Origin of the sequence: Candidatus Filomicrobium marinum (genome assembly GCF_000981545.1) — a bacterium.
Lineage (GTDB): Bacteria > Pseudomonadota > Alphaproteobacteria > Rhizobiales > Hyphomicrobiaceae > Filomicrobium > Filomicrobium insigne.
Map to the genome: position 1 here is coordinate 205,406 of NZ_LN829119.1, position 26,636 is coordinate 232,041.

The 26,636-nt window shown below is 57.2% G+C and carries 29 protein-coding genes and 1 other RNA gene; 21 read left to right on the forward strand and 9 right to left on the reverse strand.

Annotation, left to right across the window (positions count from 1 at the left end; translation table 11 throughout):
• The first annotated feature begins 136 nt into the window (after positions 1 to 136).
• Positions 137 to 1,957 carry an ABC transporter transmembrane domain-containing protein gene (locus YBN1229_RS00975; RefSeq protein ID WP_046475603.1) on the forward strand — a complete coding sequence of 607 codons (1,821 nt, stop codon included), beginning with the start codon at positions 137 to 139 and terminating at the stop codon, positions 1,955 to 1,957.
• Positions 1,958 to 1,992: 35 nt separating this feature from the next.
• Here the strand turns inward: YBN1229_RS00975 and YBN1229_RS00980 are convergent, their stop codons facing one another.
• The 6 genes from YBN1229_RS00980 to YBN1229_RS01005 form a co-directional block, all read right to left on the reverse strand.
• Complete coding sequence (locus YBN1229_RS00980; RefSeq protein WP_046475607.1) at positions 1,993 to 3,339, reverse strand: polyhydroxyalkanoate depolymerase; 1,347 nt, start codon at positions 3,337 to 3,339, stop codon at positions 1,993 to 1,995.
• A gap of 330 nt (positions 3,340 to 3,669) precedes the next feature.
• On the reverse strand, positions 3,670 to 4,698 hold the full coding sequence (locus YBN1229_RS00985; RefSeq protein WP_046475610.1) for a peptidoglycan -binding protein: 1,029 nt from the start codon (positions 4,696 to 4,698) through the stop codon (positions 3,670 to 3,672).
• A gap of 3 nt (positions 4,699 to 4,701) precedes the next feature.
• Complete coding sequence (locus YBN1229_RS00990; protein ID WP_046475613.1) at positions 4,702 to 5,739, reverse strand: flagellar motor protein MotA; 1,038 nt, start codon at positions 5,737 to 5,739, stop codon at positions 4,702 to 4,704.
• 133 nt (positions 5,740 to 5,872) lie between these two features.
• Entirely contained in the window at positions 5,873 to 6,679 is an 807-nt protein-coding gene (locus YBN1229_RS00995; protein ID WP_170832429.1) for an inositol monophosphatase family protein, read from the reverse strand.
• Between the two features lie 190 nt (positions 6,680 to 6,869).
• Positions 6,870 to 7,946: a tetratricopeptide repeat protein gene (locus YBN1229_RS01000; protein WP_046475619.1), complete on the reverse strand. Its 1,077-nt coding sequence runs from the start codon at positions 7,944 to 7,946 to the stop codon at positions 6,870 to 6,872.
• A 28-nt stretch (positions 7,947 to 7,974) separates the two neighbouring features.
• Positions 7,975 to 8,634 (reverse strand): thiamine phosphate synthase, encoded by a 660-nt coding sequence (locus YBN1229_RS01005; RefSeq protein ID WP_052743587.1) that lies wholly within the window; start codon positions 8,632 to 8,634, stop codon positions 7,975 to 7,977.
• A 347-nt stretch (positions 8,635 to 8,981) separates the two neighbouring features.
• Here YBN1229_RS01005 and YBN1229_RS01010 point away from each other — a divergent pair, with 347 nt between their 5' ends.
• The gene (locus YBN1229_RS01010) at positions 8,982 to 9,644 is read left to right on the forward strand and encodes a peroxiredoxin (RefSeq protein ID WP_046475623.1); all 663 of its coding nucleotides are present in this window, start codon (positions 8,982 to 8,984) and stop codon (positions 9,642 to 9,644) included.
• Between the two features lie 98 nt (positions 9,645 to 9,742).
• Here the strand turns inward: YBN1229_RS01010 and YBN1229_RS01015 are convergent, their stop codons facing one another.
• Positions 9,743 to 10,771, reverse strand: a complete 1,029-nt coding sequence (locus tag YBN1229_RS01015) for a class I fructose-bisphosphate aldolase (RefSeq protein WP_046475626.1) — start codon at positions 10,769 to 10,771, stop codon at positions 9,743 to 9,745.
• 121 nt (positions 10,772 to 10,892) lie between these two features.
• The gene (gap, locus tag YBN1229_RS01020; protein WP_046475629.1) at positions 10,893 to 11,900 is read right to left on the reverse strand and encodes a type I glyceraldehyde-3-phosphate dehydrogenase; all 1,008 of its coding nucleotides are present in this window, start codon (positions 11,898 to 11,900) and stop codon (positions 10,893 to 10,895) included.
• A 445-nt stretch (positions 11,901 to 12,345) separates the two neighbouring features.
• Here gap and YBN1229_RS01025 point away from each other — a divergent pair, with 445 nt between their 5' ends.
• The 9 genes from YBN1229_RS01025 to YBN1229_RS01065 all read left to right on the forward strand — a co-directional run bounded on the left by YBN1229_RS01025 (position 12,346) and on the right by YBN1229_RS01065 (position 17,429).
• The gene (locus YBN1229_RS01025; RefSeq protein ID WP_046475631.1) at positions 12,346 to 12,603 is read left to right on the forward strand and encodes a hypothetical protein; all 258 of its coding nucleotides are present in this window, start codon (positions 12,346 to 12,348) and stop codon (positions 12,601 to 12,603) included.
• 58 nt (positions 12,604 to 12,661) lie between these two features.
• Positions 12,662 to 12,940 (forward strand): cell division protein ZapA, encoded by a 279-nt coding sequence (locus tag YBN1229_RS01030; RefSeq protein WP_046475634.1) that lies wholly within the window; start codon positions 12,662 to 12,664, stop codon positions 12,938 to 12,940.
• Positions 12,941 to 13,084: 144 nt separating this feature from the next.
• Positions 13,085 to 13,246, forward strand: a non-coding RNA gene (ssrS, locus tag YBN1229_RS01035) — 6S RNA.
• Positions 13,247 to 13,369: 123 nt separating this feature from the next.
• A complete protein-coding gene (locus YBN1229_RS01040; RefSeq protein ID WP_046475636.1) occupies positions 13,370 to 13,978 on the forward strand; it encodes a 5-formyltetrahydrofolate cyclo-ligase in 609 nt (202 codons plus the stop codon).
• A 3-nt stretch (positions 13,979 to 13,981) separates the two neighbouring features.
• Positions 13,982 to 14,806, forward strand: a complete 825-nt coding sequence (locus YBN1229_RS01045) for a TIGR00282 family metallophosphoesterase (protein WP_046475638.1) — start codon at positions 13,982 to 13,984, stop codon at positions 14,804 to 14,806.
• A gap of 167 nt (positions 14,807 to 14,973) precedes the next feature.
• Positions 14,974 to 15,723, forward strand: coding sequence for a YebC/PmpR family DNA-binding transcriptional regulator (locus YBN1229_RS01050; protein WP_046475641.1), 750 nt, complete (start codon positions 14,974 to 14,976; stop codon positions 15,721 to 15,723).
• A 78-nt stretch (positions 15,724 to 15,801) separates the two neighbouring features.
• Positions 15,802 to 16,341 carry a crossover junction endodeoxyribonuclease RuvC gene (ruvC, locus tag YBN1229_RS01055; RefSeq protein WP_244466785.1) on the forward strand — a complete coding sequence of 180 codons (540 nt, stop codon included), beginning with the start codon at positions 15,802 to 15,804 and terminating at the stop codon, positions 16,339 to 16,341.
• An 8-nt stretch (positions 16,342 to 16,349) separates the two neighbouring features.
• A complete protein-coding gene (gene ruvA / locus YBN1229_RS01060) occupies positions 16,350 to 16,976 on the forward strand; it encodes a Holliday junction branch migration protein RuvA (RefSeq protein ID WP_046475643.1) in 627 nt (208 codons plus the stop codon).
• Between the two features lie 36 nt (positions 16,977 to 17,012).
• Positions 17,013 to 17,429, forward strand: coding sequence for a hypothetical protein (locus YBN1229_RS01065; RefSeq protein WP_052743588.1), 417 nt, complete (start codon positions 17,013 to 17,015; stop codon positions 17,427 to 17,429).
• Between the two features lie 106 nt (positions 17,430 to 17,535).
• On the opposite strand, the gene YBN1229_RS01070 is transcribed toward YBN1229_RS01065, so the two are convergent.
• The gene (locus YBN1229_RS01070; RefSeq protein ID WP_046479772.1) at positions 17,536 to 17,913 is read right to left on the reverse strand and encodes a hypothetical protein; all 378 of its coding nucleotides are present in this window, start codon (positions 17,911 to 17,913) and stop codon (positions 17,536 to 17,538) included.
• Positions 17,914 to 18,164: 251 nt separating this feature from the next.
• Here YBN1229_RS01070 and ruvB point away from each other — a divergent pair, with 251 nt between their 5' ends.
• From ruvB to pal, 10 genes are all read left to right on the forward strand, one after another.
• On the forward strand, positions 18,165 to 19,235 hold the full coding sequence (gene ruvB, locus YBN1229_RS01075; protein ID WP_046475645.1) for a Holliday junction branch migration DNA helicase RuvB: 1,071 nt from the start codon (positions 18,165 to 18,167) through the stop codon (positions 19,233 to 19,235).
• Positions 19,236 to 19,451: 216 nt separating this feature from the next.
• Complete coding sequence (locus YBN1229_RS01080; RefSeq protein WP_244464974.1) at positions 19,452 to 20,378, forward strand: metallophosphoesterase; 927 nt, start codon at positions 19,452 to 19,454, stop codon at positions 20,376 to 20,378.
• Between the two features lie 2 nt (positions 20,379 to 20,380).
• The gene (locus tag YBN1229_RS01085; RefSeq protein WP_046475650.1) at positions 20,381 to 20,839 is read left to right on the forward strand and encodes a YbgC/FadM family acyl-CoA thioesterase; all 459 of its coding nucleotides are present in this window, start codon (positions 20,381 to 20,383) and stop codon (positions 20,837 to 20,839) included.
• Between the two features lie 301 nt (positions 20,840 to 21,140).
• Positions 21,141 to 21,857 (forward strand): protein TolQ, encoded by a 717-nt coding sequence (tolQ, locus tag YBN1229_RS01090; protein ID WP_046475652.1) that lies wholly within the window; start codon positions 21,141 to 21,143, stop codon positions 21,855 to 21,857.
• A 44-nt stretch (positions 21,858 to 21,901) separates the two neighbouring features.
• On the forward strand, positions 21,902 to 22,351 hold the full coding sequence (locus YBN1229_RS01095) for an ExbD/TolR family protein (RefSeq protein WP_046475655.1): 450 nt from the start codon (positions 21,902 to 21,904) through the stop codon (positions 22,349 to 22,351).
• 6 nt (positions 22,352 to 22,357) lie between these two features.
• Positions 22,358 to 23,395: a cell envelope integrity protein TolA gene (gene tolA / locus YBN1229_RS01100; RefSeq protein ID WP_046475657.1), complete on the forward strand. Its 1,038-nt coding sequence runs from the start codon at positions 22,358 to 22,360 to the stop codon at positions 23,393 to 23,395.
• A gap of 128 nt (positions 23,396 to 23,523) precedes the next feature.
• Positions 23,524 to 24,846: a Tol-Pal system beta propeller repeat protein TolB gene (gene tolB / locus YBN1229_RS01105; protein ID WP_046475659.1), complete on the forward strand. Its 1,323-nt coding sequence runs from the start codon at positions 23,524 to 23,526 to the stop codon at positions 24,844 to 24,846.
• 281 nt (positions 24,847 to 25,127) lie between these two features.
• Complete coding sequence (locus YBN1229_RS18975; protein ID WP_170832427.1) at positions 25,128 to 25,265, forward strand: hypothetical protein; 138 nt, start codon at positions 25,128 to 25,130, stop codon at positions 25,263 to 25,265.
• 41 nt (positions 25,266 to 25,306) lie between these two features.
• The gene (locus tag YBN1229_RS19225; RefSeq protein WP_280136717.1) at positions 25,307 to 25,435 is read left to right on the forward strand and encodes a hypothetical protein; all 129 of its coding nucleotides are present in this window, start codon (positions 25,307 to 25,309) and stop codon (positions 25,433 to 25,435) included.
• A gap of 498 nt (positions 25,436 to 25,933) precedes the next feature.
• Entirely contained in the window at positions 25,934 to 26,431 is a 498-nt protein-coding gene (gene pal, locus YBN1229_RS01110) for a peptidoglycan-associated lipoprotein Pal (RefSeq protein WP_046479773.1), read from the forward strand.
• Positions 26,432 to 26,636: the final 205 nt, after the last annotated feature.

Consider the following 26,636-nt stretch of genomic DNA (forward strand, 5'->3'; position numbering starts at 1 on the left):
ACGGCGACATGACGTCACCTGCGGCGCATGGGAGCTCACGGTACTTGAGATCAGGGAGTTGGTCGGGCATATCTGCATAAGTAATTAGGTATCTGGGGGGCAGCTTCTGGCTGCAGACGTCCGCCGGGCGCGAAAAATGACAGGCTATGCCGACGTGACCAAGACACAAACAGAGCAGGATGGCGAAGCAACCCGGCGACGCTCGCTCAAACCGCTTCTGGGTCTGAAACCCTATCTTCGGCGATACAAACTTTTCCTCATCCTTGCCTGTGTTGCTCTCGTGGTTTCCGCTTTGGCGACGCTGAGTGTGCCGCTGGCTGTTCGGCGGATGATTGACCACGGCTTTGGCGGCGCAGATGGCACGCTTATTGGTCAGTATTTTGCGATGCTGATTATTATTGGCGCGGTACTTGCCGTCGCCAGTTCAGCGCGCTTCTACTACGTCAACTGGCTGGGTGAACGTGTCGTCAGTGACCTGAGAGCGGATGTCTTTGCGCATTTGACCAAGCTTGGCCCCTCCTTCTTCGACCGTTCTCATTCGGGCGAGGTCATGAGCCGGTTGACGGCCGATACTACGCAAATCAAGGCGGCGGCCGGGACTGCACTTAGTCAGGCAGCTCGAAACACCATCATGCTGATCGGTGCATTGATCATGATGATGGTCACGAGCTTTCAGCTTTCCTTACTCGTACTTGTTGCCATTCCAGCGATTGTTGTGCCGCTGGTGGCCTATGGTCGGGTTGTTCGCCGCCTGTCACGTAAAGCGCAGGACAGTCTCGCTGCCGCGTCTGCATACGCGGCGGAGAACCTGGGGGCCGTCAAAACGATGCAGGCCTTCGGCCATGAGACCGAAGTCGCCGGGCGCTACTCCCAGGAAGTCGAGGCCTCTTTCGAAGCCGCGCGCCAAAGGCTCGTTGCCCGCGCTGGCCTGACGGCGCTGGCGATCCTACTGGTCGTTGTCAGTGTTGTTGGTGTGTTGTGGTTTGGCGCCAGCAAGGTTGTTTCAGGCGAATTGAGCGGCGGCACGTTGGGACAGTTCGTCCTTTATGCGATCTTTGCCGGCGCGGCTTTGACGGCATTGTCAGAAGTTTGGGGTGAGATCAGTCAGGCTGCGGGTGCTGCGGAGCGCTTAACGGAACTCCTGGCTGTTCAACCTGAGATAAATTCACCGGCGCAGCCTACTCCGCTTGTGACACCGGCACGTGGTGACATTGCCTTTGAAGGGGTTAACTTCTCGTATGCGGAAGGTGGGGCCGATGCCACGCTTCGCGACATCAGTTTGAGCATTTCGGCGGGTGAAAATGTTGCTCTCGTGGGGCCGTCGGGTGCTGGAAAATCAACGATCTTTTCTCTGCTTCTGAGATTTTATGATCCGTCGTCCGGGCTTATCAAAGTCGATGGCGTGGATATTAAGACGGCTTCTCTGACGGAGTTGCGGCAGCGGATGGCTTTGGTCCCTCAGGACACTGCTCTGTTTGCCGATACGGTCGCAGCGAATATCCGCTATGGGACACCTGATGCAACGTTGGAGGCGGTCAAGCGTGCGGCAATCGCTGCCCAGGCTGATGAATTTATTCAGGCGCTGCCCGGAGGTTATGACGCGCAGCTGGGCGAACGGGGTGTTTTGTTATCCGGTGGTCAGCGGCAACGCATCGCGCTCGCACGCGCGTTCTTAAAAGATGCCCCGATCCTGCTTCTCGATGAGGCGACGAGCGCGCTCGATGCGGAAAGCGAGTCCGCAATTCAGCGTGCACTGGAAGGCATCATGGCGGGCCGCACCACGCTCGTCATCGCTCACCGGCTCGCCACCGTAAAGAAGGCTGATCGCATTCTCGTTCTTGACGAGGGGCGCATTGTGGAAACCGGTCGGCACCGCGATCTTATTGAGGCCGGAGGGCTCTACAGCCGGCTGGCATCATTACAGTTCGAGGGGCACGAGGCCGAAGCGGCCGAGTGATGTAGCGCTGTGGTTCCCTAGGGGGCCTGAACGCGTCAACTTTGCTTTGCTTCTGTCACTACTTCTTCGTTTCCATCCCACTCGATGACGTCTTCACGGATGTCCTGCAAGCTCCGATAGGGCAATCCGACACCCGTTGAGGTGCGGCGCTTAAACTCGGTTGTGCGAATGAACTCGCGAATGCGGGGCTGGATTTCGGTTCTCCAGCGCGTGCCGTTGAAAACGCCGTAATGGCCGACGCCCGGCTGAACGTAGTGGTAGCGCTCATCCGGAGGGATCGAACTGCACAGATCGTGAGCCGCCTCGGTCTGTCCGAGCCCCGAGATATCGTCGCGTTCGCCTTCCACGGTGAGAAGCGCGGTGCGTTCAATGGCGCTGCAATCGACAGTCCGACCGCGGTGCTTCATCGTGCCCTTCGGTAGGCTGTGTTCCTGGAAAACTGTTTTCACAGTCTGCAGATAGAACTCGGCGGTGAGGTCCATCACAGAGAGATATTCCTCGTAGAAGGTTCTGTGCTGGCGGACGGAGTCGCAGTCCCCCTTAACCAGGTTCTCGAACAGCTCGAAGTGCGCTTTCGTGTGCCGCTCCAGATTCATCGTCATGAAGCCGGAGAGCTGTACGAAGCCAGGATAAACCGGCCGCATGAAGCCTGGATTGGGAAAGGGAACGTATGAAATCACGTTCTGCTCGAACCAGTCGATCGGCTTTTCTTCCGCGAGCTTGTTGACGACTGTTGGGTTGCGGCGCGTGTCGATCGGGCCGCCCATCAGCGTGAGCGTCAACGGCTGGATCGGGTCGTCATCGGCGGCCATGAGTGCCGTAGCGGCAAGAGCTGGAACGGCAGGCTGGCAAACGCCAAGGACGTGGGTTTTGGGGCCGATGAAGTGGATGAAGTCGATCAGATAATCGATAAAGTCGTCGAGGTCGAACTTGCCTTCAGTAACAGGGACTTCGCGGGCATCGATCCAATCGGTGACGTAGACATCATGCTCGGGAAGCATGGCTTCGACCGTGCCGCGCAGAAGCGTCGCATAATGTCCAGACATCGGTGCGACGATCAGCACCTTCGGATCATAACGCTTGCCGGCTTCCGACGGGTCCCGACGGAAATGTACGAGATTACAGAACGGCTTTGAGAGGACTACGTCGATGTCGACGGGTACCGTCAGTCCATGAATTCTGGTCGTTTCGATAGCCCACTCCGGCTTACCGTAGCGGCGAGTGACGCTTTCGAACACGTCAATGGCGGCTGCGGCAGACTTACCGAAGTGTGTATAGGCTAGAGGATTGTAGGGGAGCTGAAGCTGCAGCTTCATTCCCTGCGCCAGAGCGCGCCACGGCGAAAGCATCGCATGCGCAATCTCGTAGGCTTGGTAGTTCATCGCGGTATCCTTCGAGTGTCGTGTGCAGCATTGCCGTTCGCATTGCGCACTGCACAATAAGATAGTCTTTTCCGCTAAATTTTTCGACTCTTCCAGCCATTCCTTGCGAAATATGACAAAACGATAACGCAGTTGCAGACACCGGGTATGCGACGAAAGCGAATGAAAGTTCAAATTTTTAGTTAAGTGTGGCAGCAAAGTACGGTGGTTAGTGGCCTGAATGTGCCACTTGCAACCGTATACGGTCCATCTGTTGCAGTGCGGAAAGGCCGATATAACGGCACTTACGGCAGGTGCACGGTAAGCCTCAGACCTCTGGCAACCGCAGGTTTAGCGGTTGGTTAGCTTCAACTCGATGCGACGATTCTTGCGCATAGATTCGAGGTCTTGGCTCGTTTCGATGGGTGCAAACTCGCCATAACCGGCTGCAACGAGTCGCTTTGGCGAGACGCCGCGGCTTACGAGATAGCGCACCACTGAAATGGCACGCGCGGTCGAAAGCTCCCAGTTCGAGGGGAATTGAGCGGTTGCGATCGGCTGAATGTCCGTATGACCGTCAACCTGTAGCGCCCAGTCGATTTCGCTGGGAATTTGGCGCTCAAGTTCCTTGATGGCGGAGGCTAGCTGGTCCATCGCAGCCAACCCCTCGACGGACATGTCTGCGCTTCCCGAAGGAAAGAGTACTTCTGATTGGAATACAAAGCGGTCGCCGACAACGCGGATATCTTTTCGGCCTGCCAGCAGTTCACGTAGGCGTCCGAAGAAATCCGAGCGATAGCGTTTGAGCTCCTGCACCTGGCGGGCGAGGGCTGCGTTCAAGCGTTCGCCCAGATCCTTGATGCGGTCCTGAGACTGGCGGTCCTTTGCTTCGCTGGCTTCGAGAGCATCGTTTAACGCAGCGATCTGTCGGCGCAACGCGAGAATTTGCTGATTAAGAAGATCAATTTTTGCGAGGGCTTCGGAAGAGATATCTTTCTGATTTTCGAGGTCTTCGGTTAGGGAAACGATTTTGCCCTGAGCAAGTTTTGCTGCTTCATCGCCGGATAGCGCAGAGCCGCTCAGTTTCTGGTTTTCTTCCTGCAATGAGGCAAGGGTCGCTTGCAGAGCTGCAAGTTCGTCCTCGGCTTGTTTGGTGCGGCCCTTCTCAAGGGACAACAAGTTGGTCAGTTCCGCGATCTGCAGGTTGAGGCGTTTGAGAGCGGTGTCCTTGCCCGTTACTTCCTGTGTTGCGAAGAACTGCGCCAGCATGAAGATGGACATCAAGAACGTCATGACGAGGAGCAACGTCGACAGGACGTCAACGTACCCAGGCCAGAACTCAGAATATTCGGCTCCGCGTCGCCCGCGCCCGTGCGCCATGGTCTAACCTTTCCGGCGGCCCAGGTTCTGTGCCAGTTCGCGTAGAGAGTCTGTGACGAGGGCCTGCTGGGATGCCTGCTCATCCACCCATTCGCGAACCACTTTCTGTTCGGCCCGCATCTGGTTCACGAGTTGATTTACGCCCCGTGCGAGTTCCGCGACTGTTTCCTCACCCGCTCCTGCCTGCTGTACGATGCCGCCATTCTGGCTCATTCGCTCGTTGAGCTCTTCGAGCACGCGCTGCATATCGTAAAGCGTTGCTGACAGTTGGCGGTTGACGGCGTCTGCGCTCGTACCGGGGGTCAATTCCGTGATACCCGACAACCATTCTTCCAACTCGTTGTAGAACCGGTTGTGCGCTTGGCTGGCCTGTAGCTCGAGGAACCCCAGAACGAGGGAGCCCGCAAGACCAAGCAGTGATGACGAGAAGGCCGTTCCCATGCCTTGTAGTGGCGCGACGAGACCCGCTTTGAGGTCGCCGAATAACTGACCGGTGTTTTCCGCGCCGGTGCTTATGGTGCCAATCGCGGTGCCGACGGACTTGATCGTTTCCAGCAAACCCCAAAAGGTGCCGAGCAGGCCGAGGAAAATCAAAAGGCCGACAAGATAGCGTCCGGTGTCGCGGGCTTCATCAAGACGAGAGCCGATCGAATCCATGATTGAGCTCATGGATGCCGTTGAGAGCGAGAGTGACCCGGTGCGGTCGCGCAGCATCGTCGCCATAGGCGATAGAAGGCGCGGCTGGTGTGAAATTGAAATTCCGGGATCGGCAATCCGGAATGCATTCACCCAGCGGATTTCGGGATAGAGCCTGATGACTTGGCCGAAAGCGTAGAAGATACCGAACACCAGCACGGCGAGGATCAAGCCGTTCAGTGCCGGATTGTGCATGATCGCTTCAAGGAGCGGCTGGTAGAGGATGGCTCCGATGAAAGCCACCAGAGTCAGGAATATCAGCATCCGGATCAAGAAGACGCCTGGCGGTGTCAGTGATCGATGCAGTTGCGCGGAGCCGTATTCCGACCTTCGCTTCTTTGCCATCTACAAGTCTCCGCAGTTTCGGCCTGTCGATGCGGCGGACCTTATCCTACCCTCTTGCCTGCGGAAACGGGCAACATCGTGCTCAGATCTTCTCTGACGCCCGGTTTTCGCGAGATACACACCGAACTATGCTTTATACGGCAGTATCCTGTGCCGACTGGATTACAGGAAGCAGTTCTTTTGCCAGCGTGCCGTTTGTTGCGAGGATATGACCGTTTTCCAACATCTGATCGGCGCCTGACAGGTCGCTTACCAATCCGCCTGCCTCGCGTACCATGACGATACCGGCCGCCATGTCCCACGGTTTTAGGTTGCGCTCCCAGAAGGCATCAAAGCGACCGGCCGCGGTCCACGCAAGGTCGAGCGCGGCTGATCCGGTGCGCCGAACGCCGGCAACATGCTCCATGGTGGCGGTCAGTTCCCGGCGGAAGAGTTTGTGGCCCGGACGGCCACGGTGCGGAATTCCAGTGGCGACGACTGTGTCGTTCAGGTTGCGCCGCGCAGCTACGCGCAGCCTGCGCCGATCGTTGAGGAAAGCACCTTTGCCTTTTTCGGCCGTGTAAAGTTCGTCTGAGATTGGATTGTAAATGAGGCCCGCGACGAGCTGACCTTCCCGTTCCAGCGCGATGGAGATCGTGAACAAGGGAATGGAATGGAGAAAGTTCGTTGTTCCATCCAATGGATCGACGATCCAGCGATGTGTTTTGTCGACACCTTCGACGAGGCCGCGCTCCTCCATCAGGAACCCGTAGCCAGGGCGAGCTTTGAGGAGCTCCTTATAAATGATGTCCTCAGCGCGGTGGTCGGCGGCTGAAACGAAATTGGCGGGCCCTTTGACCGAGACCTGAAGCTGCTCGACCTCACCGAAGTCGCGCGACAGGCTACGCCCGGCCTTGCGTGCGGCGGTCATCATGACATTCATCAGGGCAGATGCGGGCATTCGATTTAATCCAGGCGAATGAAAGAGGCGCACGCAATATGAGGGAGCAGCGCGGCTAGGGCCGGCGCGCACGATCACGTGCTGATCAGAAACCTGTCGAACTGGTTCGACAACATGGGTTTTGCTAGTGGCTAAGCCTCTAACGGCAAGCAAGGGGCTTGGCAAGCGGTCCGGGCAAAACGTCATGCCCCTACTGGCTTGGCATAGCCACTTCGACTTGTTCCCGCCAGGACACGGCAGCTTGCTCGGCTTTGGTGCGGATATCGGCTGGTAGCTTGCCGACGACCTCATCAAGCTTCTTATCCTCGAAGCCGCTGGCTTTGGCGATGTAGCGCCATTTTGCCATTTCGACCTGGCTTTTGTTCACCTTAACGCCTTGCCCGTACACATACGCGAGACGGTTCTGTGCGCCAGGGATCCCCTTCTCGGCGGCGGCTGTCAGCAGTTCAATCGCCTTGGGTTCGTCCTTGTTGATACCCTTGCCGCTCAACAGCATGACAGCATAGTCATATTGCGCTGCTGCCATTCCCTGAGCGGCGGCACGTGAAATCCAGGTTGCCGCCTGATAAGCGTCCGGTTCGACGCCGGTGCCACTCTGATAAAGAGCGCTTAGATCGTATTGTGCCGCGGCGACGCCCTGCTCTGCAGCGTATGCGATGTGCTTGGCAGCTCTCAAGGGATTCTCTGGCTTGCCGGTGCCGTTCAGAAACAGCAAACCGAGATTGTAGTTTGCTTCCGGGTGTCCCGTTTGCGCGGCCTTTTCGAACATGGTGGCCGCGGCTGCGAGGTCCTTTTCGACGCCTCGCCCTTCCGCTAGCATAATGGCGATGGCGAACATGGAATTGACGTCGCCCAGTTCTGCCCCACGCGTATACCACCGCGCGGCGACTTCGTTGTCAGGACGAACGCCGTGCCCCTCACTGTAAATGCGGCCGATCAACGTGTGAGCCGCCGCTTCGCCTTTCGCGGCAGCGGCTTCGGCCAGCTTTAACGCGGTTAGGTATTTGCCCTGGTCGAAAGCGATATATGCGTCTTCCCCAGTGGCGTTGAGTTTGGGGCCTGCCGAGTCCTTTATTTCGGGGCCTGGCACCTGCTTCTTGAAGTGGGTGCTTGTGGTCTTGCTTTTGGGCTTCGCCTCCGTCTTGGCGACGGATGGTTTTGTTTCAGTCCCGGGTGGCCGGAATGACCAGGAACTGGTTTCGGCGTGCGCCGCGTTGATCTGAGCGACGACACCCAGGAAGAGTATGCCGATAGAGCGCGGTGACATTGCCTATCTCTCTGCTGCAGTTCTCGTCTTATTCGTTTATGGGGGGCATCTCAGTCGCCACTTCGCATTGGGTTGCCCAATTCTGAAGGTCGGCGGGAGATAGTCCTGGCGGTAAGCGACGTGCGACGAAATCAGCGCCGGCTTTTGCCAGACCTGCTGCGGCTTCGTGATCTTCCACGTCGAAAGCAACGGTGGGAATCTCGAAGATCTCGGCCCACCATGCGATTAGTTCTCGTTGGCGTTCCTTAGCCTTGAGGCGGTCCTCGACGAATGACGGGATGCCAAAGCCGACGTAATCGGCGCCGGCTTCACCCAGCGACATGGCATGGTGACGCGAGCGTCCGGCATCGACACCCACGATAAAACGTTGCCCAAGAATTTCTCGCGCTTCTTCGTAGCGTTGATCAATATCCTCAGACCAATCGAGATGGACGCCGTCAGCTTTGATTGTGCGGGCCAGCTGTGGATCGTTCGCAATGAGAACGGCGGCCCCGCCCGCTTGACCGGCTTGGACGATGGGGAGTGCCTCCTGAGGCTCGAGCGTCGATCCTTCCGCCGGTGTGACGAGGATCGATGCCGGTGCCTTATGCGCCAAGACAGGTTGCAACCGCTCAAGCGCCTGGCCATCAGGCCCGACGGTCAGAACGAGATAGAATTGGCAATTGCGTGGTTGGAGTGGGGCGCCCATATTTTTCTCAGTTACTTCCAATTGTGCCTAACTCTGACGTGAAAACGGCAGAATAGGGGCCATGCAAGGCCAGTTAAGTTTGCTCTGCGCCGGAATATTTTTTCGTCGGTTCAAAGCTGTCTTCGCGGTGCTACATCTGCACTTTGTGCTAAGTCGTGCTAAGGATGCGTCTTCCAGCGAAGCAACTTTCGGACAAGGCAAATATATTGGTTGTCCGGAGCAGACAGCTTGATTGGTACGTTCACGGTTAAGTGTTCGCGCAAATTCTTTCTCTCGTCGCATCACAGTGATGGAAGTCCCGTCACCGTGGAGGGAGGAAGCCATAATGAGTGTTGAGAGGTAGACCAATGTCAATACGCATCGGATCAACGGCTCCTGACTTTGAAGTCGATACGACTGAGGGCCCGCTCCATTTCTATGAATGGATGGGTGATGGCTGGGCCGTGCTGTTTTCGCACCCTAAGGATTTCACGCCCGTCTGCACGACTGAGCTAGGATATATGGCTGGTCTCGTTGACGAATTTGCGAAGCGCAATACCAAGATCATCGGACTCAGTGTTGATCCCGTCGAGCAGCATGTTCTTTGGAAAAAGGACATCCAGGAGGCTATGGGCAATGCCGTCAACTATCCGATGATCGGCGATAAGGATCTCAAGGTCGCCAAGCTTTACGATATGTTGCCTGACGATGCCGGTTCGAGCTCGGAAGGTCGTACCGCTGCGGATAACCAGACTGTGCGCAACGTTTTCATCATCGGTCCTGATAAGAAGATCAAGGCAATGCTTTCTTATCCGATGAGCACGGGACGCAACTTCGATGAAGTTCTGCGCCTTCTGGAATCCTGCCAGCTCACAGCGAAGCATAAGGTTGCGACGCCGGTGAACTGGAAACAAGGCGAGGACGTTATCATCGTTCCTGCCGTCAAGGACGAAGAAGCCAAGCAGAAATTTCCTGAAGGTTGGAAGTCGCCGCTTCCATATCTGCGCGTCGTCGCGCAGCCGAAGGATTGATGGGTTCTTCTTCTGCTAAAAAAGCAAAGAGGCGAGCGGATGACCGCTCGCCTCTTTTGTTTTGTTGAAGCTCTTCAGCCTTGCCGAGACCGCTGATCTCAGGCGGCTTCCTCAAGTTTGTCCTGCCATTTGCCGAGCGCAGCCAGCGAATTCATCTTGGCGCGGTGAGCAAACGCACGTTGGCCAGCGGCGACGTTTTCACTTTTGCCGCCCCAAGCCTGCAGTGCGGCTGCCTGAAGGGCGCGACCATACGAGAAGGTCAAAGCCCAGGGCAGGTTGCCGATTTCATTCATGAGGGAGAGATGTCGTGTCGCTTCTTCGCCAGACTGCCCGCCTGACAGGAATGCAATGCCAGGGACAGCGGAGGGGACGGTTGCCTTCAGGCATTTGACAGTCTTTTCCGCCACTTCATTGGGGCTTGCCTGCTTTGAGCACTTCTGGCCGGCGATGACCATGTTCGGCTTCAGCACAATGCCTTCGAGATTGACGTTGGCGGCGTGCAGCTCGCGGAAGACGATGCGCAGCACCTTGTGGGTTACGTCATAGCAGCGGTCGATGTCGTGGGTTGCGCCCGGTCCGTCCATCAGGACTTCCGGCTCGACGATCGGAACGATTTTCGCTTCCTGGCAAAGGGCCGCGTAGCGGGCCAGTGCGTGGGCGTTGGCGTTCTCGCAATTCCAAGTCGGCAGGCCGTCGCCGATGGTGATTACGGCGCGCCACTTCGCGAAGCGGGCTCCCAGGTCATAGTATTCGGCGAGGCGTTCGCGCAGGCCATCGAGGCCTTCTGTGATCTGCTCGCCCGGGCTCAGTGCGAGCGGTTTTGCGCCCTTGTCCACTTTGATGCCCGGGATTGCGCCGGAAGACCTGATGAGTTCGGCGAGCGGCGTCCCGTCTGCTGCTTTCTGTCGCAGGGTTTCGTCGAAGAGAATGACGCCGGAAATGTAGTTTCGCATCGCTTCTTCGGTGCGAAACAGCATTTCGCGATAATCGCGACGGGCGTTTTCGGTGGATTCGAGGCCGATTGAATCGAAGCGCTTTTTGATTGTGCCGGTGCTTTCGTCCGCGGCGAGAATGCCTTTTCCAGGGGCAACCATTGCGGTCGCGATGTCTTCAAGTCTTTCGGTCATTTTGGACGTCCTCCGTGGACAACCTGCTATCTGAATTTTGGTTTGACGACTTAGCGTCACGGTGTGGCAAAGCCAAGTCAGGCCGATTGGTTCCGACTTGGCTGTCCCGCAATATTTTTGCTCAGATGAGCTTGCCCATGGCGACGGCAGTGTCCGTCATGCGGTTCGAGAAGCCCCACTCATTGTCATACCAGGCCAGAACGCGCACCAACGTTCCATCCATGACCTTCGTCTGATCAAGGTGGAAGATCGCTGAATGGGCGTCATGGTTAAAGTCGATCGATACGTTGGGGAGTGCCGTTGTGCCGAGGATGCCTTTGAGTTGCTGAGAAGAAGCCGCGACAATGGCCGCGTTGATTTCCTCAGCATTGGTTTCGCGCTTGGCTACGATCTTGAGGTCGACAACGGAAACGTTCGGCGTGGGTACGCGGATGGCAACGCCGTCGAGCTTGCCGGCAAGTTCCGGCAGCACAAGGCTGACCGCTTTTGCCGCGCCCGTAGAGGTTGGGATCATCGACAAAGCAGCCGCGCGCGCCCGATAGAGATCCTTGTGCATCGTATCCAACGTCGGCTGATCGCCCGTGTAAGCGTGGATCGTTGTCATGAAGCCTTTCTGGATGCCGACGAAGTCGTTCAGAACCTTGGCAACAGGGGCCAAGCAGTTCGTCGTGCAGGAGGCGTTCGAAACGACCTGGTGATCCGCCGTCAGCTTGTCGTGGTTCACGCCATAGACGACGGTGATGTCGGCGCCTTCGGCCGGTGCGGAGACGAGCACGCGCTTGGCACCTGCCTTGAGGTGGGCGGCAGCCTTTTCACGCTTGGTGAAAATACCTGTGCATTCCAGGGCAATATCAACGCCAAGTTCCGCGTGCGGCAGTTCGGCTGGGTCGCGAATTGCGGTCACTTTGATGGGGCCGGTGCCAATATCGATGGAGTCCCCGTTGACTTTGACTTCGCCTGGGAAACGACCATGCACAGAGTCAAAGCGCAGCAGATGCGCGTTGGTTTCGACCGGTCCGAGATCGTTGATGGCCACGACCTGGATGTCCTGGCGCCCGCTTTCGGCGATGGCGCGCAGAACGTTGCGGCCGATGCGTCCAAAACCGTTGATCGCGACTTTGACAGTCATTTTGTTTTTCTCCCGGAGCGGTTGCAGAACTTCTTCGTGGCTACTCATCGCATCGGTCGTATTGAACCGACGCGACTGATCAGAGGGCAAAAAGACGGGTAAGCTTAGTTGAAGCGGCCCAATTAACTTAGGCGGAGCCACTACTGTCAATGTGTAATAGACATTATTGCCGCACTTAAAGTCGCACTTTGGAAGTATGATTGACGGCGACGGCTTTGTTCGTTGACGCTGTTAGAGCGTGTCCCCTAGTGTGCGCAGCGGTGCCCCGTAGGTTTACGTAGCGCTCACGTATTCTGAGGGGGAAGCGGGGCTGCCGGATCGTTGGAATACGGTGAGTTAGAAGGTTGGTTCGCTAGTCATTGTTTTGTGGATATCGACTATCCTTCGGGAAAGTGGCCGCGCATGATTGGCAAAAGCGCTCCGACAGCGGAATTTGGGTGGGCTTATGGCCAAGAAGGACCAGCAGACAACCAAACGTGCGGCACCTGCAAAAACCGCCCGCAAGGCGAGCAAATCAGGGGTAACGCTGAAGAAGCTCGAAACTGAAGCACGGGCCCTTAAAAAGGAGCGTGATAGTCTGCGCGCAGAGCTTACGGCGGCAAAGAAACGGATCGCTGAGCTTGAGGCGATCAATGAGAATGCGGTTAACCGCATTGATTGGGTACTCGATTCTCTTCATACATTACTTGAGAAAAAGTCGTGATTCGCTCCCGTATTCGAGTGTCCGCTGCTGCCAAGCAGCAAATTTCAGCGGGGTGGCCATGGGACAGGTCCAAGCGACCATTAATGGGCGTTTATACAAGTTAGACTGCGCAGATGGCCAAGAGCAGCGCCTGGGCGAACTTGCAAATTTTGTAGGTGACAAGGTCGAGCAGCTCGCTAAGGAATTTGGTCAAGTTGGGGATATCCGGCTGCTTATGATGGCGGCGCTGGTGACAGCTGACGAACTTTTCGATTTGCGCGAAGAACTCAAAACGCGCCAAGATTCCGAGATTGTTCGGGAGGCTAGCTCCGCAGCCGAGGTAAAAGCCGCGTCCTAGGTATTCGCATAGAGACAGCCGCTATTTTTGTAAGGTGGTGCGCGGGGCTCGTTGTTTTAGCTCAAGCCAATAATCTGATGCGCGTCTCCGAATTTCCTCCTCACGCATCCCACTTTAACATTAGTTCTCAATCGCCTACATTAAGCGTCGCTGCGGGGTGCGTTAGGAACAACGAATCTCCAGGGCCTATAAGATCTGCCAGGGAGCTGTCCCTGACCGGGACCGTGGTCCCGGATATACGGCGCCCACCTACATTGTAGGGACCCGGCGAGATCAAAACGTTCCGACGGCCTTCGCGGCTCCTTGAAGCAAGGGTCGCACGCTCACTGTTGCGCGAGCATGTGGAGCTCATTCACCGACGACGTGGAATGAGACGGTAGTGCTTTTTGGCATGGATTGTTCCTGCCATTTTTGCTTCAAGGGGAAAGAATGACTTTTACCGACGTAAACTTAGACGACCAGGAGCTGCGAGAGGCGAAAAAGCAATTGCGCCTTGCGGGTAAGAAGACGCGTGCGCGCGTTGTTCTCGAATCCGGGGCAGAGGTGGCGCAACGTCTAGCAGAACACGGGCTCAGTTTTTGCCAACCCGCTCCGGGATCTGTCGTGTCAGGTTTTGCGCCCTTTGGCGAGGAACTCGACGCGACGCCGCTGATGCTGCGTTTGATGGACGAGGGGTGCACGTTGGCGCTGCCGGTCATGGTCGGGAAGGCGAAGCCCCTTATTTTCCGGGCCTGGAAGCCGGGCGACGACATGAAAGAGGCAATGTGGGGCATCATGGAGCCGCGGGATGACGCCCCGGTAGCTATTCCGGACGTCGTCCTGGTTCCACTCTTAGCTTTTGACACGCGCGGCTACCGTGTCGGCTATGGCGGCGGCTTTTACGATCGCACTCTCGCGGAACTGAAGGCGAAGAAGTCTGTCGTGACGGTTGGCCTCGCTCTTGATGAGATGAAAGTTGATGCCGTGCCACACGACAATTATGACCAGCGCGTTGATTGGGTGCTGACACCCAGTGGCCCGATCCGGTGCGGCGACTGACGGATGCGGCTTTTATTTCTCGGTGATGTTGTTGGGCGGTCAGGACGGAAGGCGGCGATTGCCGCCATTCCGGAGCTGCGGCGGCGCTATGATCTCGATTTCGTGGTCATAAACGGTGAGAATGCGGCCGGCGGTTTCGGGATCAGCGAATCCATTCTGACGGAGCTTCTTGATGCCGGAGCCGATGTCGTTACGCTCGGTAATCATGCTTTCGATCAAAAGGAAACGCTCGTCTACATTGAGCGGCATGACCGGTTGATCCGGCCGGTCAATTTTCCCAAGGGAACGCCCGGGCGCGGTGCGGGGCTTTTCAAGGCACGGAACGACGCCGACGTGCTTGTCGTCAACGTGCTCGGTCGTGTCTTCATGGCTGATATGGATTGTCCTTTCAACGCTGTGGATGCTGAGGTTGAGGCCTGTCCTTTGGGGCAAGGCGCAGATGTCATTTTGATTGATTTTCACGCTGAAACGACGAGTGAGAAGCAGGCGTTCGGGCATTATTTTGACGGACGGGCTAGTGTGATCGTCGGTACACACACGCATGCACCGACTGCGGATGAGCGCATTCTTCCGTCCGGTACGGCATATATGTCGGATGCTGGGATGTGCGGCGATTACGAGTCTGTTCTGGGTATGCAGGTGGAGGAGCCCATCAATCGCTTCAGGACACGGATCCCGCGGCAGCGGTTTGAACCATCCGACGGACCGGCGACGGTTTCAGGTCTAGCGGTTGAAATCGATGACCGCACGGGCTTGGCGACACGGGTCAAGGCTGTGCGTTTGGGTGGTGTTCTGCAATCTTCCGAGCCGGAATTCTGGCTCAGTTGAACGGCCTATTCCGTTAGAGGCAGGACCTTGGGCCCTTGACCGGCACGGCTTACCTCGCGCAGAAACAGGCAACCACAGTCAATATTCGGCGTTTGCCGCGATTTGCGTCTGTCCTATTGAGACCGGGACGCACGCGACGCCGTTGCAGAGCCCAAGGAGCGCAAGGAATGGCCGGCCATTCACAGTTCAAGAACATTATGCACCGCAAGGGCAAGCAGGACGCTGCCCGGGCGAAGGCGTTCACCAAGCTCGCGCGTGAAATCACGATGGCGGCCAAAAGCGGTTCGCCAGATCCAGGCATGAACCCCAAGTTACGTTTGGCCATTCAGGCTGCGCGCGCGGAAAACATGCCGAAGGACAACATCGAACGAGCCATCAAGAAGGCGCAGGGTGCGGACGCTGATACCTTTGAAAGCGTCCGCTATGAGGGGTATGCACCGGGCGGCGTGGCCGTGATCGTTGAAGCTCTAACTGATAACCGAAACCGTACCGGCGCTGCGGTACGTGCCGCGTTCAGTAAACATGGCGGCAATCTCGGTTCAACGGGTTCGGTCTCGCACATGTTCGATCACTTGGGCGAAATTCGCTACGCAACAGAAGCTGGTTCGGCAGATGACATCCTTGAAGCAGCTGTCGAAGCGGGCGCGGATGATGCCGCTTCCGATGATAGCGGGCACTTGATCACTTGCACTTTCGACAATCTCGGCAGCGCTGCGTCAGCGCTGGAAGAGAAGCTTGGTGCGGCAGAGAGCGTCAAGGCGGTCTGGCGGCCCAACCTTTCGACTGAAGTTGACGAAGACCATGCCAACAGCATTCTCAAGCTGATTTCCACGCTTGAAGACGATGATGACGTGCAGAACGTGTATGCCAACTTCGAAGTTTCGGAAGAAGTTCTGAGCAAGTTGACCGCCGCATAAGAGGCTGTCCGGTATCATCCTTCCGGAAGAAGAGGCTGCGCGTATGCGTGCGTAAGCTCGCGAATCAGAAGCTGTGATATGCCAAAGATCATGTCACAGAGAACTGCACGCATTATCGGTATCGATCCAGGCTTGCGGCGTACCGGCTGGGGAGTCGTCGAAAGCGACGGGGTGCGCCTCACCTACGTCGCGTCGGGACATATAGCGTCTACCAACGACGAGGAGTTGGCATTCCGCCTGCGTGAGATTTACGAGGGAATCTGTGGGGTTATCGCCAGTTTCTCTCCGCAAGAGGCCGCCGTTGAAGAGACGTTTGTCAACGATAATGCGCGCGCGACGCTGAAGCTTGGGCAGGCCCGAGGCATGGCGCTGCTGGCCCCTGCGATGAGAGGGCTTCGCGTGTCGGAATACTCTCCCAACCTTATCAAGAAGTCGGTGGTCGGGACTGGCCATGCGGACAAGAAGCAGATCCAGGCGATGATCGGTTTCCTGTTGCCGAAAGCGAAGTTCGGCAGTGCCGACGAGGCGGATGCGCTTGCCATTGCTATTTGCCATGCCAATCATCGTACGAGCCCACAAGCACGGGCTTTGCGCGCGCTGCGTGCAGCGGCGTCATAGGAGACGACATGATCGGCAAATTGCGTGGGAAGGTCGACGCTATCGGCGAGAGCTTCCTCATTCTAGACGTCAACGGCGTAGGCTATGAAGTACAGGCGTCGGTACGCGCGCTTAGGGGGCTGAAGGTCGGGGAAGAAGCAAGCCTGACGATCGATACTCATGTGCGCGAGGACGCGATCCGACTTTACGGCTTCGCAAGCGAGGTCGAGCGGACGTGGTTTCGGACCTTACAGAATGTGCAGGGCGTCGGTGCGAAGGTTGCGTTGGCCGTTCTCGGTGTTTTGAGCCCTCAGGATCTCGCAAATGCTGTCGCGCTGGGAAACTGGGGTGCGGTTGAGCAAGCGCAGGGTGTCGGCAAGAAACTGGCACAACGCATTGTTGCTGAGCTGAAAGACAAGGCGCCCGGCCTATCGGTTGCCGGACTCAAAGGTGCGCCAGCTGGTGCTGAGGCCGGCGGCGTGACGATGTCGGCGGTCGAAGGAAACGCCGTGGCGGAGGCAATATCCGCACTCACAAATCTGGGTTATGCGCCAGCTCAGGCTGCGCAAGCTGTTGCGGTTGCTTCGCAGGAGCTTGGCGGGGAGGCCGATACGGCGCAATTGCTGCGGCGGGGGCTGAAGGAATTGGCGCGTTAGCCGGGGCTGTCACAATGACCAACTGGGGAATTCGTTATGGATAAAGCCAGCAATCTACAGCGGGCATTCTGGTCGTTTCTTGGATATATGCTTGTCGGTCCTTTCTTCGGCGGACTTGCCGTTGCCATTGTACTTGGCCTTGCGCCACTCTTAGGGCTTGCGGCTTTGTTGCCTGCTGATCTGCCTCCAGCAGGGGTCGCCAGCGTTTCGGCATTTCTATGGTCTGTCGCGCCTGCCACGGTCGCGGCCATCATCGTTGCCGTCTTGATTTTGCTGCGCGGTCAGCTCGGTTGGATCGAGGCGGCGGTTGCCGGTGTGGTTGGCTTTTTCCTCGCAGCGATCGTTCTGCATATGCCGTATCAGGATCTCTTCGCGCCACTGGCCTTTCTGGGCGGATTAATATCGCTCGCGGTTCGTTACGCGTTGATCTCGGGCGGTATTCTAGAAGGGTGAGCCAGTTTCGGCGGCGCAAAATCCCGAAGATAAGGGCGGAAAGCAGATCCGCCCTCAGGTCCAAGTTTCATTTATTTATCGATAAGGCTACCGACGCGCGGCCATCTCAGGCTGTGGTCGTGGCCGCCTCTTTAACGATCTTCGTTTCGCCGTCGAGGGCATCAAGTACGTATGCCTTCACCCCTGGCCCTAGGCGTTGAAGATTGATTTCCTGGCCATTGGCAAAGCGCACACCATCGCGATGTGGGCCCTCTTCGAGGCGCACGAAGGTCACCTCTTCGCGGGGACCGATGCCCAGCTTCTCACGTACGAACTCGGGTATCTGTTCGATGATGAGACGCGTGTCGCAGGACATGCAGACCGCCGTTTCCTTGTCGCCCGCGTCAACGAAGCCAACCGTACTGGATGGGAAGCGGTAGGTTTCGTAAGTCTCGCCGGTTCGTGCCGGTGTCGTGCGATAGGTTTCAAGGGAATAGTCACACATGATGGTTTCCTTCATGCTGAGCTTACAGGGGCGGATGTTTTCATCTTCCCCATCTCAAGACATGGTAGATGCAAGTTAGACCTGCAACGGGGTACAAGCTCATCAGCGCGTAGTTTTCGGCCGAGGATAGGGTTTCGGGCAAATCATGCTAGGAGCTAGCAAGAGGTGCCCGGAAGGTGTTCAAGTCCGGGCGAAATTAACAGCTAGCCGCCCGAGATCTGAGCGAAGACGGGGAATTTCGAGACCTGGACATGACTGAACGCTTGGTGACATCGGCGAAGCAAGGTGCGGATGAATTCGAAGCTAGCGTCCGCCCGCAGTCGCTCGACGAGTTTATCGGGCAGGAGCAGGCGCGCGCCAACTTGCGGATCTTCATACAGGCGGCCCGATCGCGCGGGGATGCCCTTGATCACGTGTTGTTTGCTGGGCCTCCAGGGTTGGGCAAGACAACGCTTGCGCAAATTATGTCGCGAGAATTGGGAGTTGGTTTTCGCGCGACGTCCGGGCCGGTGATTTCGAAGGCTGGCGATCTTGCAGCGCTTTTGACGAACCTGGAAGATCGTGATGTTTTGTTTATCGACGAGATCCACCGGCTCAATCCGGCGGTTGAGGAAATCCTTTATCCCGCTATGGAGGATTTCCAGCTCGATCTGATGATTGGTGAAGGACCGGCGGCGAGGTCTGTGCGGATTGATCTGGCTAAATTCACTCTCGTCGGAGCCACGACCCGCGCTGGGCTCCTGACGAATCCGTTGCGTGACCGTTTTGGGATTCCTATCCGGTTGAACTTCTATTCTGTGGAAGAGTTGCAGCGGGTTATAGAGCGCGGAGCGCGTGTTCTTGGAGCGCCAATGTTGCCCGAGGGAGCGAGAGAAATTGCCCGCCGGGCGCGTGGGACGCCGCGTATCGCAGGGCGCCTTTTGCGGCGCGTGCGCGATTTCAGCGATGTGGCAGGAAGCCCGGCAATTGATGCGGAAGTTGCCGACAAGGCGTTGCGGATGCTGGAAGTCGATAACGAGGGGCTCGATGCACTCGACCATCGCTATCTGGCGTGCATCGTACACAATTACGATGGGGGACCCGTCGGGATCGAGACGCTGGCCGCGGCTCTCTCTGAGCCTCGCGACGCGCTTGAAGAGATTGTGGAGCCATATTTGTTGCAGCAGGGCTTCATTGGCCGCACCCCACGCGGGCGTGTGTTGACGCTTAAGGCGTACCGCCATCTCGGTCTTTCGGGCCCGAAGCGCCAGTCCGTTCCAGACTTGCCCTTGTTCGATGATGACGCCGGTGGCGGCGAGGACGATCAAAGCAGCGCGCTTTGATGGACGTTAGAACGCGAACGTGATCCGGCTCTTAACAAATTGTTTTCCATGCTTGTCGGGAATTCTCTTCTCAGCCGGAAATGGGTTCTATCGGCGGGGTAGGGGCACGGTTCTTGCTTAATTTTTGCATTAGATGAGGCCCAAAGCCGGGGACGGTTTTATCGGGCACAAGCACATGACGAACGGGGCTTTAAGCTGCTTACGCGACGAACATTCTTGAAAGGCGGCCTGGCGTTGGCTGCCGGTGGAACGCTGTTTGGCGGTTATGCGCTGGCCGAGCCGTTTCGCCTGCGTGTCAGTCGCTACGAGTTGCGCCCCAAGTCCTGGCCGCAAGGCCTGCGATTGCGCGCGGCTGTTATTGCAGATCTGCACGTTTGCGACCCTTGGATGGGCCTTGCTCGCGTTCATCAGATTGTGGCGCGGACGAATGCGCTCAAGCCGGACGTAGTGCTCCTGCTTGGCGATTTTATCGCCAGCCGTCGCATGTCACGGATCTCGGGTCTCATACCTTATGCGCAACCGATCCCAAATGGCGATTGGGCCAAAGTCCTCAAAGGATTAGAGGCTCCGCTCGGTGTGCATGCGGTTCTGGGCAACCATGACTGGTGGGCGGATGAAGAAGCGCAGACCAGAAGGTCAGGTCCGACGGTCGTTGGTACTGCGCTTCAGGATGTCGGAATTGCTGTTTATCAAAACGATAGCGTGCGTCTTGAAACAGAGAATGGAGCGTTTTGGCTTGCCGGCTTGGCAGATCAATGGGCGTTGTTTCCTCCCTGGCGTGCCGATGGACAATACCCGCCCATTCCGTACGAAGGCCTTCATGACCTGCCCGCGACACTTGCTCAGGTGACGGATGACGCGCCGGTTGTTTTGATGGCGCATGAGCCGGATATCTTTGCAGAAATGGGAGATTTGGCGGATCGTGTGGCGGTGACGATATCGGGGCACACTCATGGCGGGCAGGTCCGTCTGTTCGGATATGCGCCGGTTGTGCCATCACGTTATGGGCGCCGATTCCTTTACGGTCATATCGTCGATGGCGACAGGAATTTGGTCGTTTCTGGTGGGCTTGGCTGTAGCGGATTGCCGATCCGTTTCGGCGTGCCGCCAGAAATTGTCGCGCTCGATATCATGGGAGCTTAGAGATGGGCGAAACGCCGTGGCCCGACGTTGCCGGGCGTATCATCGATGATGAAAATGGACGTCGCCACGTGCTGCCCGTCCGGGTCTATTTTGAGGATACGGATGCAGGCGGGGTCGTCTACCATGCCTCTTACGTGCGCTATTGTGAGCGCGGTCGCACAGACTTCCTCCGCCTTAGCGGTATTGATGCGCGTGGTTTGATTGACGGATCGCAAAGCAGTGAGCCTGCTGCTTTTGTCGTTCGCCGTATGACGCTTGATTTTCGCAGGCCAGCTCGGATGGATGATTTGCTGCAGGTGGAAACGAGTGTTCGCGAGCTGGGGGGAGCGTCTGTAACGCTGGACCAGCGAATTACTCGGGACGGTGTGACGATTTTCGAAGCTGTAGTGACCGTGGTTCTCGTCGCGATGTCGGGAAAGCCCCTCCGGCTGGGGGAACTCGTCCGGGCCGGTCTCTCATAGCGCGCTGATAAGCACTAAGTTGCTAAATCGCGGAAAAAGGCGTGGATGCGCGGCAATTCGTATCGGGTAAGGCGGTTGCTCGATGATGCGTCCAAGGTGAATGACCCGCTATATTGGGGCCATCGTACCGGTTAAAGCCCTTGTTTTGTCATATTGGCCAGCAAGAAGCGGTGCTTAATACGGGGAGCCTTACTCAGGCGATGAGCAAATCGAAAGCTGGATCAAGGTGGGTGCCTAGCGCGCATCTGCCTGCCCTTCCCGGTGTGCTTCCCAGAGATTTCAACAGCGAGCAATTGAAAATATGAATCCGACCGAGCTGACGACGCAGAACTTACACGCTGCTCCGGCAGCAGGTTTCTCGTTTCTCGAGCTGTTCCTGCAGGCGCATATCGTCGTGCAGATCGTTATGGTCGGATTGGTTCTGGCTTCGGTTTGGTCGTGGGCCATCGTTGTCGAGAAATTCTTCGCCTTTCGACGGGCGCAGCGGGAAACAGACAAGTTCGAGCAACTGTTCTGGTCAGGCCAATCGCTCGATGAGCTCTACAACGCGCTGGCGCGCGGACACACAATCGCCATGGCGGCTCTGTTCGTCGCGGCAATGCGCGAGTGGAAGCGTTCGGTCGAGGGCAATGCGCGCGCTCTCGGGGGGATTCAATTGCGCGTCGAAAAGGTGATGGATGTCACCATCAGCCGTGAGATGGAACGTTTAGAAAGCCGTCTTCTCTTCCTGGCCACCGTTGGCGCGACGGCTCCGTTCGTCGGTCTTTTCGGTACGGTTTGGGGTATCATGACCGCTTTCCAAGCGATTGCTATTTCCAAGAATACGAATCTGGCGGTCGTTGCTCCAGGTATCGCCGAAGCGTTGTTCGCGACCGCGCTGGGGCTTCTCGCCGCTATTCCTGCCGTGATCTTCTACAATAAGTTTTCAGCTGATTCGACGCGGGTGTCGCATCGTCTGGAAGCGTTCGCCGACGAGTTTGCGGCCATCGTGTCTCGTCAGATCGACGTGCGCAGTTAATCTGGTTTTTTGGCTGGGGCGTTGGCCAGTGAGGGAATTCGAGAATGGGCGCGAGTATCAAATCAGTCCATCAGAATACCGGGCGGCGACGCCGCTCGCGGCGCAGTGCACCGATGGCCGAGATCAACGTTACGCCATTCGTGGACGTGATGCTGGTGCTGCTGATCATCTTCATGGTGGCAGCCCCTTTGCTGCAGGTCGGCGTTCCTCTTGAATTGCCGCAGGCCCGGGGGAAGCAGCTTCAGTCGAGCAAAGAGCCTTTGGCGGTTTCGGTGAAGGCAACGGGGGATGTCTTCATCGGCGAGTCCAAGGTTGAACTCGACGAAATTAAGCCCAAGCTCGAAGCGATTGCGGCCAACGGTTACGACGAAACCATCTTTGTGCGCGGGGATAAGGGGGCCAACTATGGTCTTGTCGCACGGGTTATGGGGCGCATCAGCGCCGGTGGTTTCAAAAAGATCTCCCTCGTAACTGAGGTTGAGGAGGGGGGCTGAGGAGCGGTGTACTTCGGACTCGCTATCTCCCTCTTGCTTCACGCGGGTCTTTTGGCCTGGGCGGTCGCGAACTTTCATTCAACGTCCGAACTTCCCATGCCGGAATCGCCGACGATTGAAGCGGAATTGGTTACGGTTTCGGAATTCACGCGGCTGAAGCAGGGCGATCCGCAAGCCAAGGAATTGGAAGCGAAAGAGCAGGAAAAGCCCGAGCCTCAGATTTCCAAGAAAGAAGCGCCCAAACCGAAGCCTGAAATGGCTGAACCGCCACCGGCGGCCGCACCTCCACCTGAACCTGAAAAGACTGAACCGGAAAAGGCGGAAAAGCCCGATAAGCCGTCTCCGCTGGAAAAGCCGGATCCGATCGCCGAGCAGATTGCGGCTTTGCCACCGCAACAGCCCACTCCTGAAGAAGCTGCGAAATTGGAGGCGGAGCGGAAGGCAAAGGCGGAACAGGAGCGTAAGAAAAAAGAGGCTGAACGCAAAAAGAAAGAGGCGGAGCAAAAAAAGAAGGAAGCTGCCCGGAAGAAGCGGGAGGAAGAGCGTAAAAAGAAGCTCGCTGAGGAAAAGCGACGTCAAGAGGCTAAGAACAAGGAATCCTTCACCGATCGCATGGCGGCGCTCATCGACAAGACGCCGGAAAAGCGGGGTTCTCCGCGTTCTGGTCAAGCGCCCAGCAAGCCAACCGATTATGAGGGACCGACTGCCGGCGAGCGCGAAGGCCGTGGCAATGAGTTGACCGCGCGGGAGGCTGATTTGCTGAAAGGGCAGATCAGTGCCCAGTTGCGCAATTGCTGGCGGCTGCCAGGTGGCGGCGGTGGTATCGAGGCTATTGTGGTAACGGTCCGATGGCGGTTGCGCGAGGACGGGTCGTTGGATGGCCCGCCAACGGTTGAAAACGGACGCTCAGATCCGGTCTTTCAGGCTGCCGCGCGCGCGGCTCTTGCTGCTGTTACTGAATGCGCGCCCTTTAATCTTCCGCGAGACCGTTATACCGCGTGGCGGACAATCATTTGGGACTTCGATCCGAGACACATGCTTTGAGCGGCCACATTAAGGTCCCACTCGTGGGACCCGTTGCCAGGTGCCAGAACACAAGAAGGATTTTCGTAATGACGTCAGCCCGATGTGCAGATCGCGCTGCAATTGCATCCCAACGCAGATCCTCTGCCATGGGTCGTTTTATGGCGCTTGGGCTTACGGTGTTGGTCGGATTGGCCCTCGTTGGTGGTTCTGCGTGGGCGCAGGATGAGGGTGGCTTGCGCGGTACGCAGCGGCAGGCGACGATCGCGCCGATCCCAATTGCGATTCCGGCCTTTCTAGGAGCAGACAATCAGCTTGGATCCGATCTCGCTGGGGTCATTGCGGGTGACCTCAACAGTTCAGGCCTGTTCCAGACCCTGGCGCCTGCTTCTTATCTGGAGCAAGTGAGCGACATCAATCAAGCACCACGTTTCCCTGATTGGCGGGCTATTCGTGCCGACGCGCTTGTCGTCGGCCGGGTCGTCGAAGCCTCCGAGCAACGGATTACAGCGGAATTCCGCCTGTGGGATGTTTCGACGGGGCGCCAGCTCGCTGGGCAGCGCTTTTCGACTTCCGGTCAAAATTGGCGCCGGCTGGGGCACATTATTGCGGACCAGATCTACCAGAAGCTCACCGGTGAAACCGGTTACTTCGATACCCGGGTCGTGTTCATCGATGAGACCGGGCCGAAGCAGCAACGCGTCAAACGTTTGGCGATCATGGATCAGGATGGGCACAACGTGCGTCGGCTTAGCAGCGGTAATGAGCTTGTGCTCACACCACGTTTTTCTCCTTCCGGGCAAGAGATTGCATTCATGTCCTACGGTGGTGGGAACCCCCGCGTTTATCTGATGAACCTTCAGTCCGGGCAACGTCAGTCGGTGGGTGATTTTCCCAACATGACGTTCGCACCACGGTTCTCACCCGATGGTCAACGCATCATCATGAGCCTGCAAGAAGGAGGCGGGTCGAGCATCTTTGAGATGGATCTGCGGACACGGCAGAATCGTCGGCTCACGCCAGCGTCCGATGCCATCGATACAGGTCCGAGCTATTCTCCGAACGGTGATCGCATCGTTTTCGAGTCGGATCGGGAGGGGAATCAGCAACTCTACGTCATGAACGCAGACGGCAGTGGCGCTCATCGGGTTAGCCTTGGCTCAGGCCGATACTCGACGCCCGTGTGGTCGCCGCGTGGGGATTACATCGCGTTTACTAAGCAACTTATGGGACGCTTCCTGATCGGTGTCATGCACCCAGATGGATCGGGGGAACGCATCTTGAGCGAAGGCTTCCACAATGAGGGGCCGACCTGGGCGCCGAACGGACGTGTGCTCATGTTCTTTCGAGAATCGCAGGGGCAGAATGGTGGTCCGCGGCTCATCTCAGTCGACATCACCGGCTACAATGAGCGAATCGTACAAACGCCTTCCTTTGCGTCAGACCCGGCGTGGTCGCCTCTTTTGAACTGACGCAGACCGGGACACCGCTTAACCTGAATTTAACTTATCTACCTCAAATTGAGGCCTGGGCTCCGGGAGCATCAGAGGTGGGAAAATCCCGTATCCTCAGTGCTATCCACTGTCATGTGAGCGCGTTGTGGGCACACTGGTGAACCTTGAACACGGAGTGGTATTTTCGCATCAAGCAGGGGGGAAAACAGTGCACATACTGCCTCGCTTCTTGATCGAAACTCGCTCCACCGGTACCCCAGTATTCGGCTAGTGCCGATCATGCATCAGGAGAGAAGGCCATGCAGGGTGTTAAGGGGCTGATCATCCTTTCGGCGGTTGTCGGCGCTGTCGCGCTGGGGGCTTGCCGTCGAGAAGTTCCCCATACGCCGATGAAGCTCGGTGCCGATGTTCCGGCAACCGCGCACGTGGCTCGCTAGGTTTGGCATTTGCCAAGGGATTAAACTAGGAGAATATGACAATGAAGGGCGCTCTCGTAATCGCTGCTGTTGTTGCTGCTGTCGCTCTCGGCGCATGCCGTCGCGAAGTTCCTCACACGCCGATGAAGCTCGGTGCTGAGGTTCCAGCACAGACCCAGGTTGCTCGCTAAGAGCACTTGGCGTTTGCTCCTTTCTCGGGAGTAAGCGAAGAGTTAGAAGGCTGAATTGCCCTCGCGAGATGCGGTGGTAGTTCGGCCTTCTTCGCGTTTTAGGGGGCGTCTGTTTCTACAAGGACTGGGGTCGTCCGTTTTATGGACGACAATGACTCATTTGGAGAGGCTGGCTTTTGCCGGCCGTATTTATATCCACCTAAGGAAAAAGACTTTTCCACATCCGGGTTGATCGCCAGATCGTGCTCATTTTTTTTGACCTTAGAGATCGCGTACCCCGAGAACTGGCGGTGACGGAAAGCTCCTCAAGATGACAATTCGTCTGTGCGCAAAACGCAACTCTGTCTTCAGCCGGCGCTGGAATCGGTCACAATTTCGTACAATGAAACGATTAAGTGCGGTAACGCTTGGGGAATTCCCGAGGGCGAGATCGCAAGCCATGCCGGCTCAAAGCCATTCGGGCGATCCGGGAACAGAGAAGGAAATTCTATGGCCAGCATGCATTTTTTACGTGCTTTGACACGTGGGCTAGCCATCGTGCTGACCGTCGGCTTGCTGCAGGCCTGTGCAAGCAATGAAATGCAGCCGGACGGAGCTCAATTGGGGCCCGGTAGTGCTGCGGTGCCAGGCTCGCAGCGTGACTTCAGTGTCAACGTCGGCGACATCGTCTATTTCACGACAGACAGCTCAGATTTGACGCCCGAGGCTGAGCAGATTTTACGGAAGCAGGCACAGTGGCTGCAGCAGTATCCGCAGTACACGATTACGATCGAAGGCCACGCCGACGAACGTGGTACGCGCGAATACAACATCGCGCTTGGTGCGCGTCGCGCCACGACCGTACGTAACTATCTCGCACGGGCTGGCATCAACGCGTCGCGGATCAGGAAGATTTCGTACGGTAAGGAACGCCCGGTTGCCGTTTGTAATGACATTTCGTGCTGGTCTCAGAACCGGCGCGCACAGACGGTGCTGAATTCGCGGGTTGCGGGCTAAGTCAGCGCACAGTAATTGCACCGGCGTTTTTGCGAGTGCGATTGTGCTCGCCGCCGGTGCGATGCGTTTCGGCTACAGTGTTGCGGCAGTTGAAAAGCAAGCTGTGAGCATACGGATGACCGCATACTTTGGCCGCAAACTCAACGCACTTTGTCAGCAGGTGATGATGGTTGGGGCAGGAGCAACAATCGTTAGCGGGCGAAGA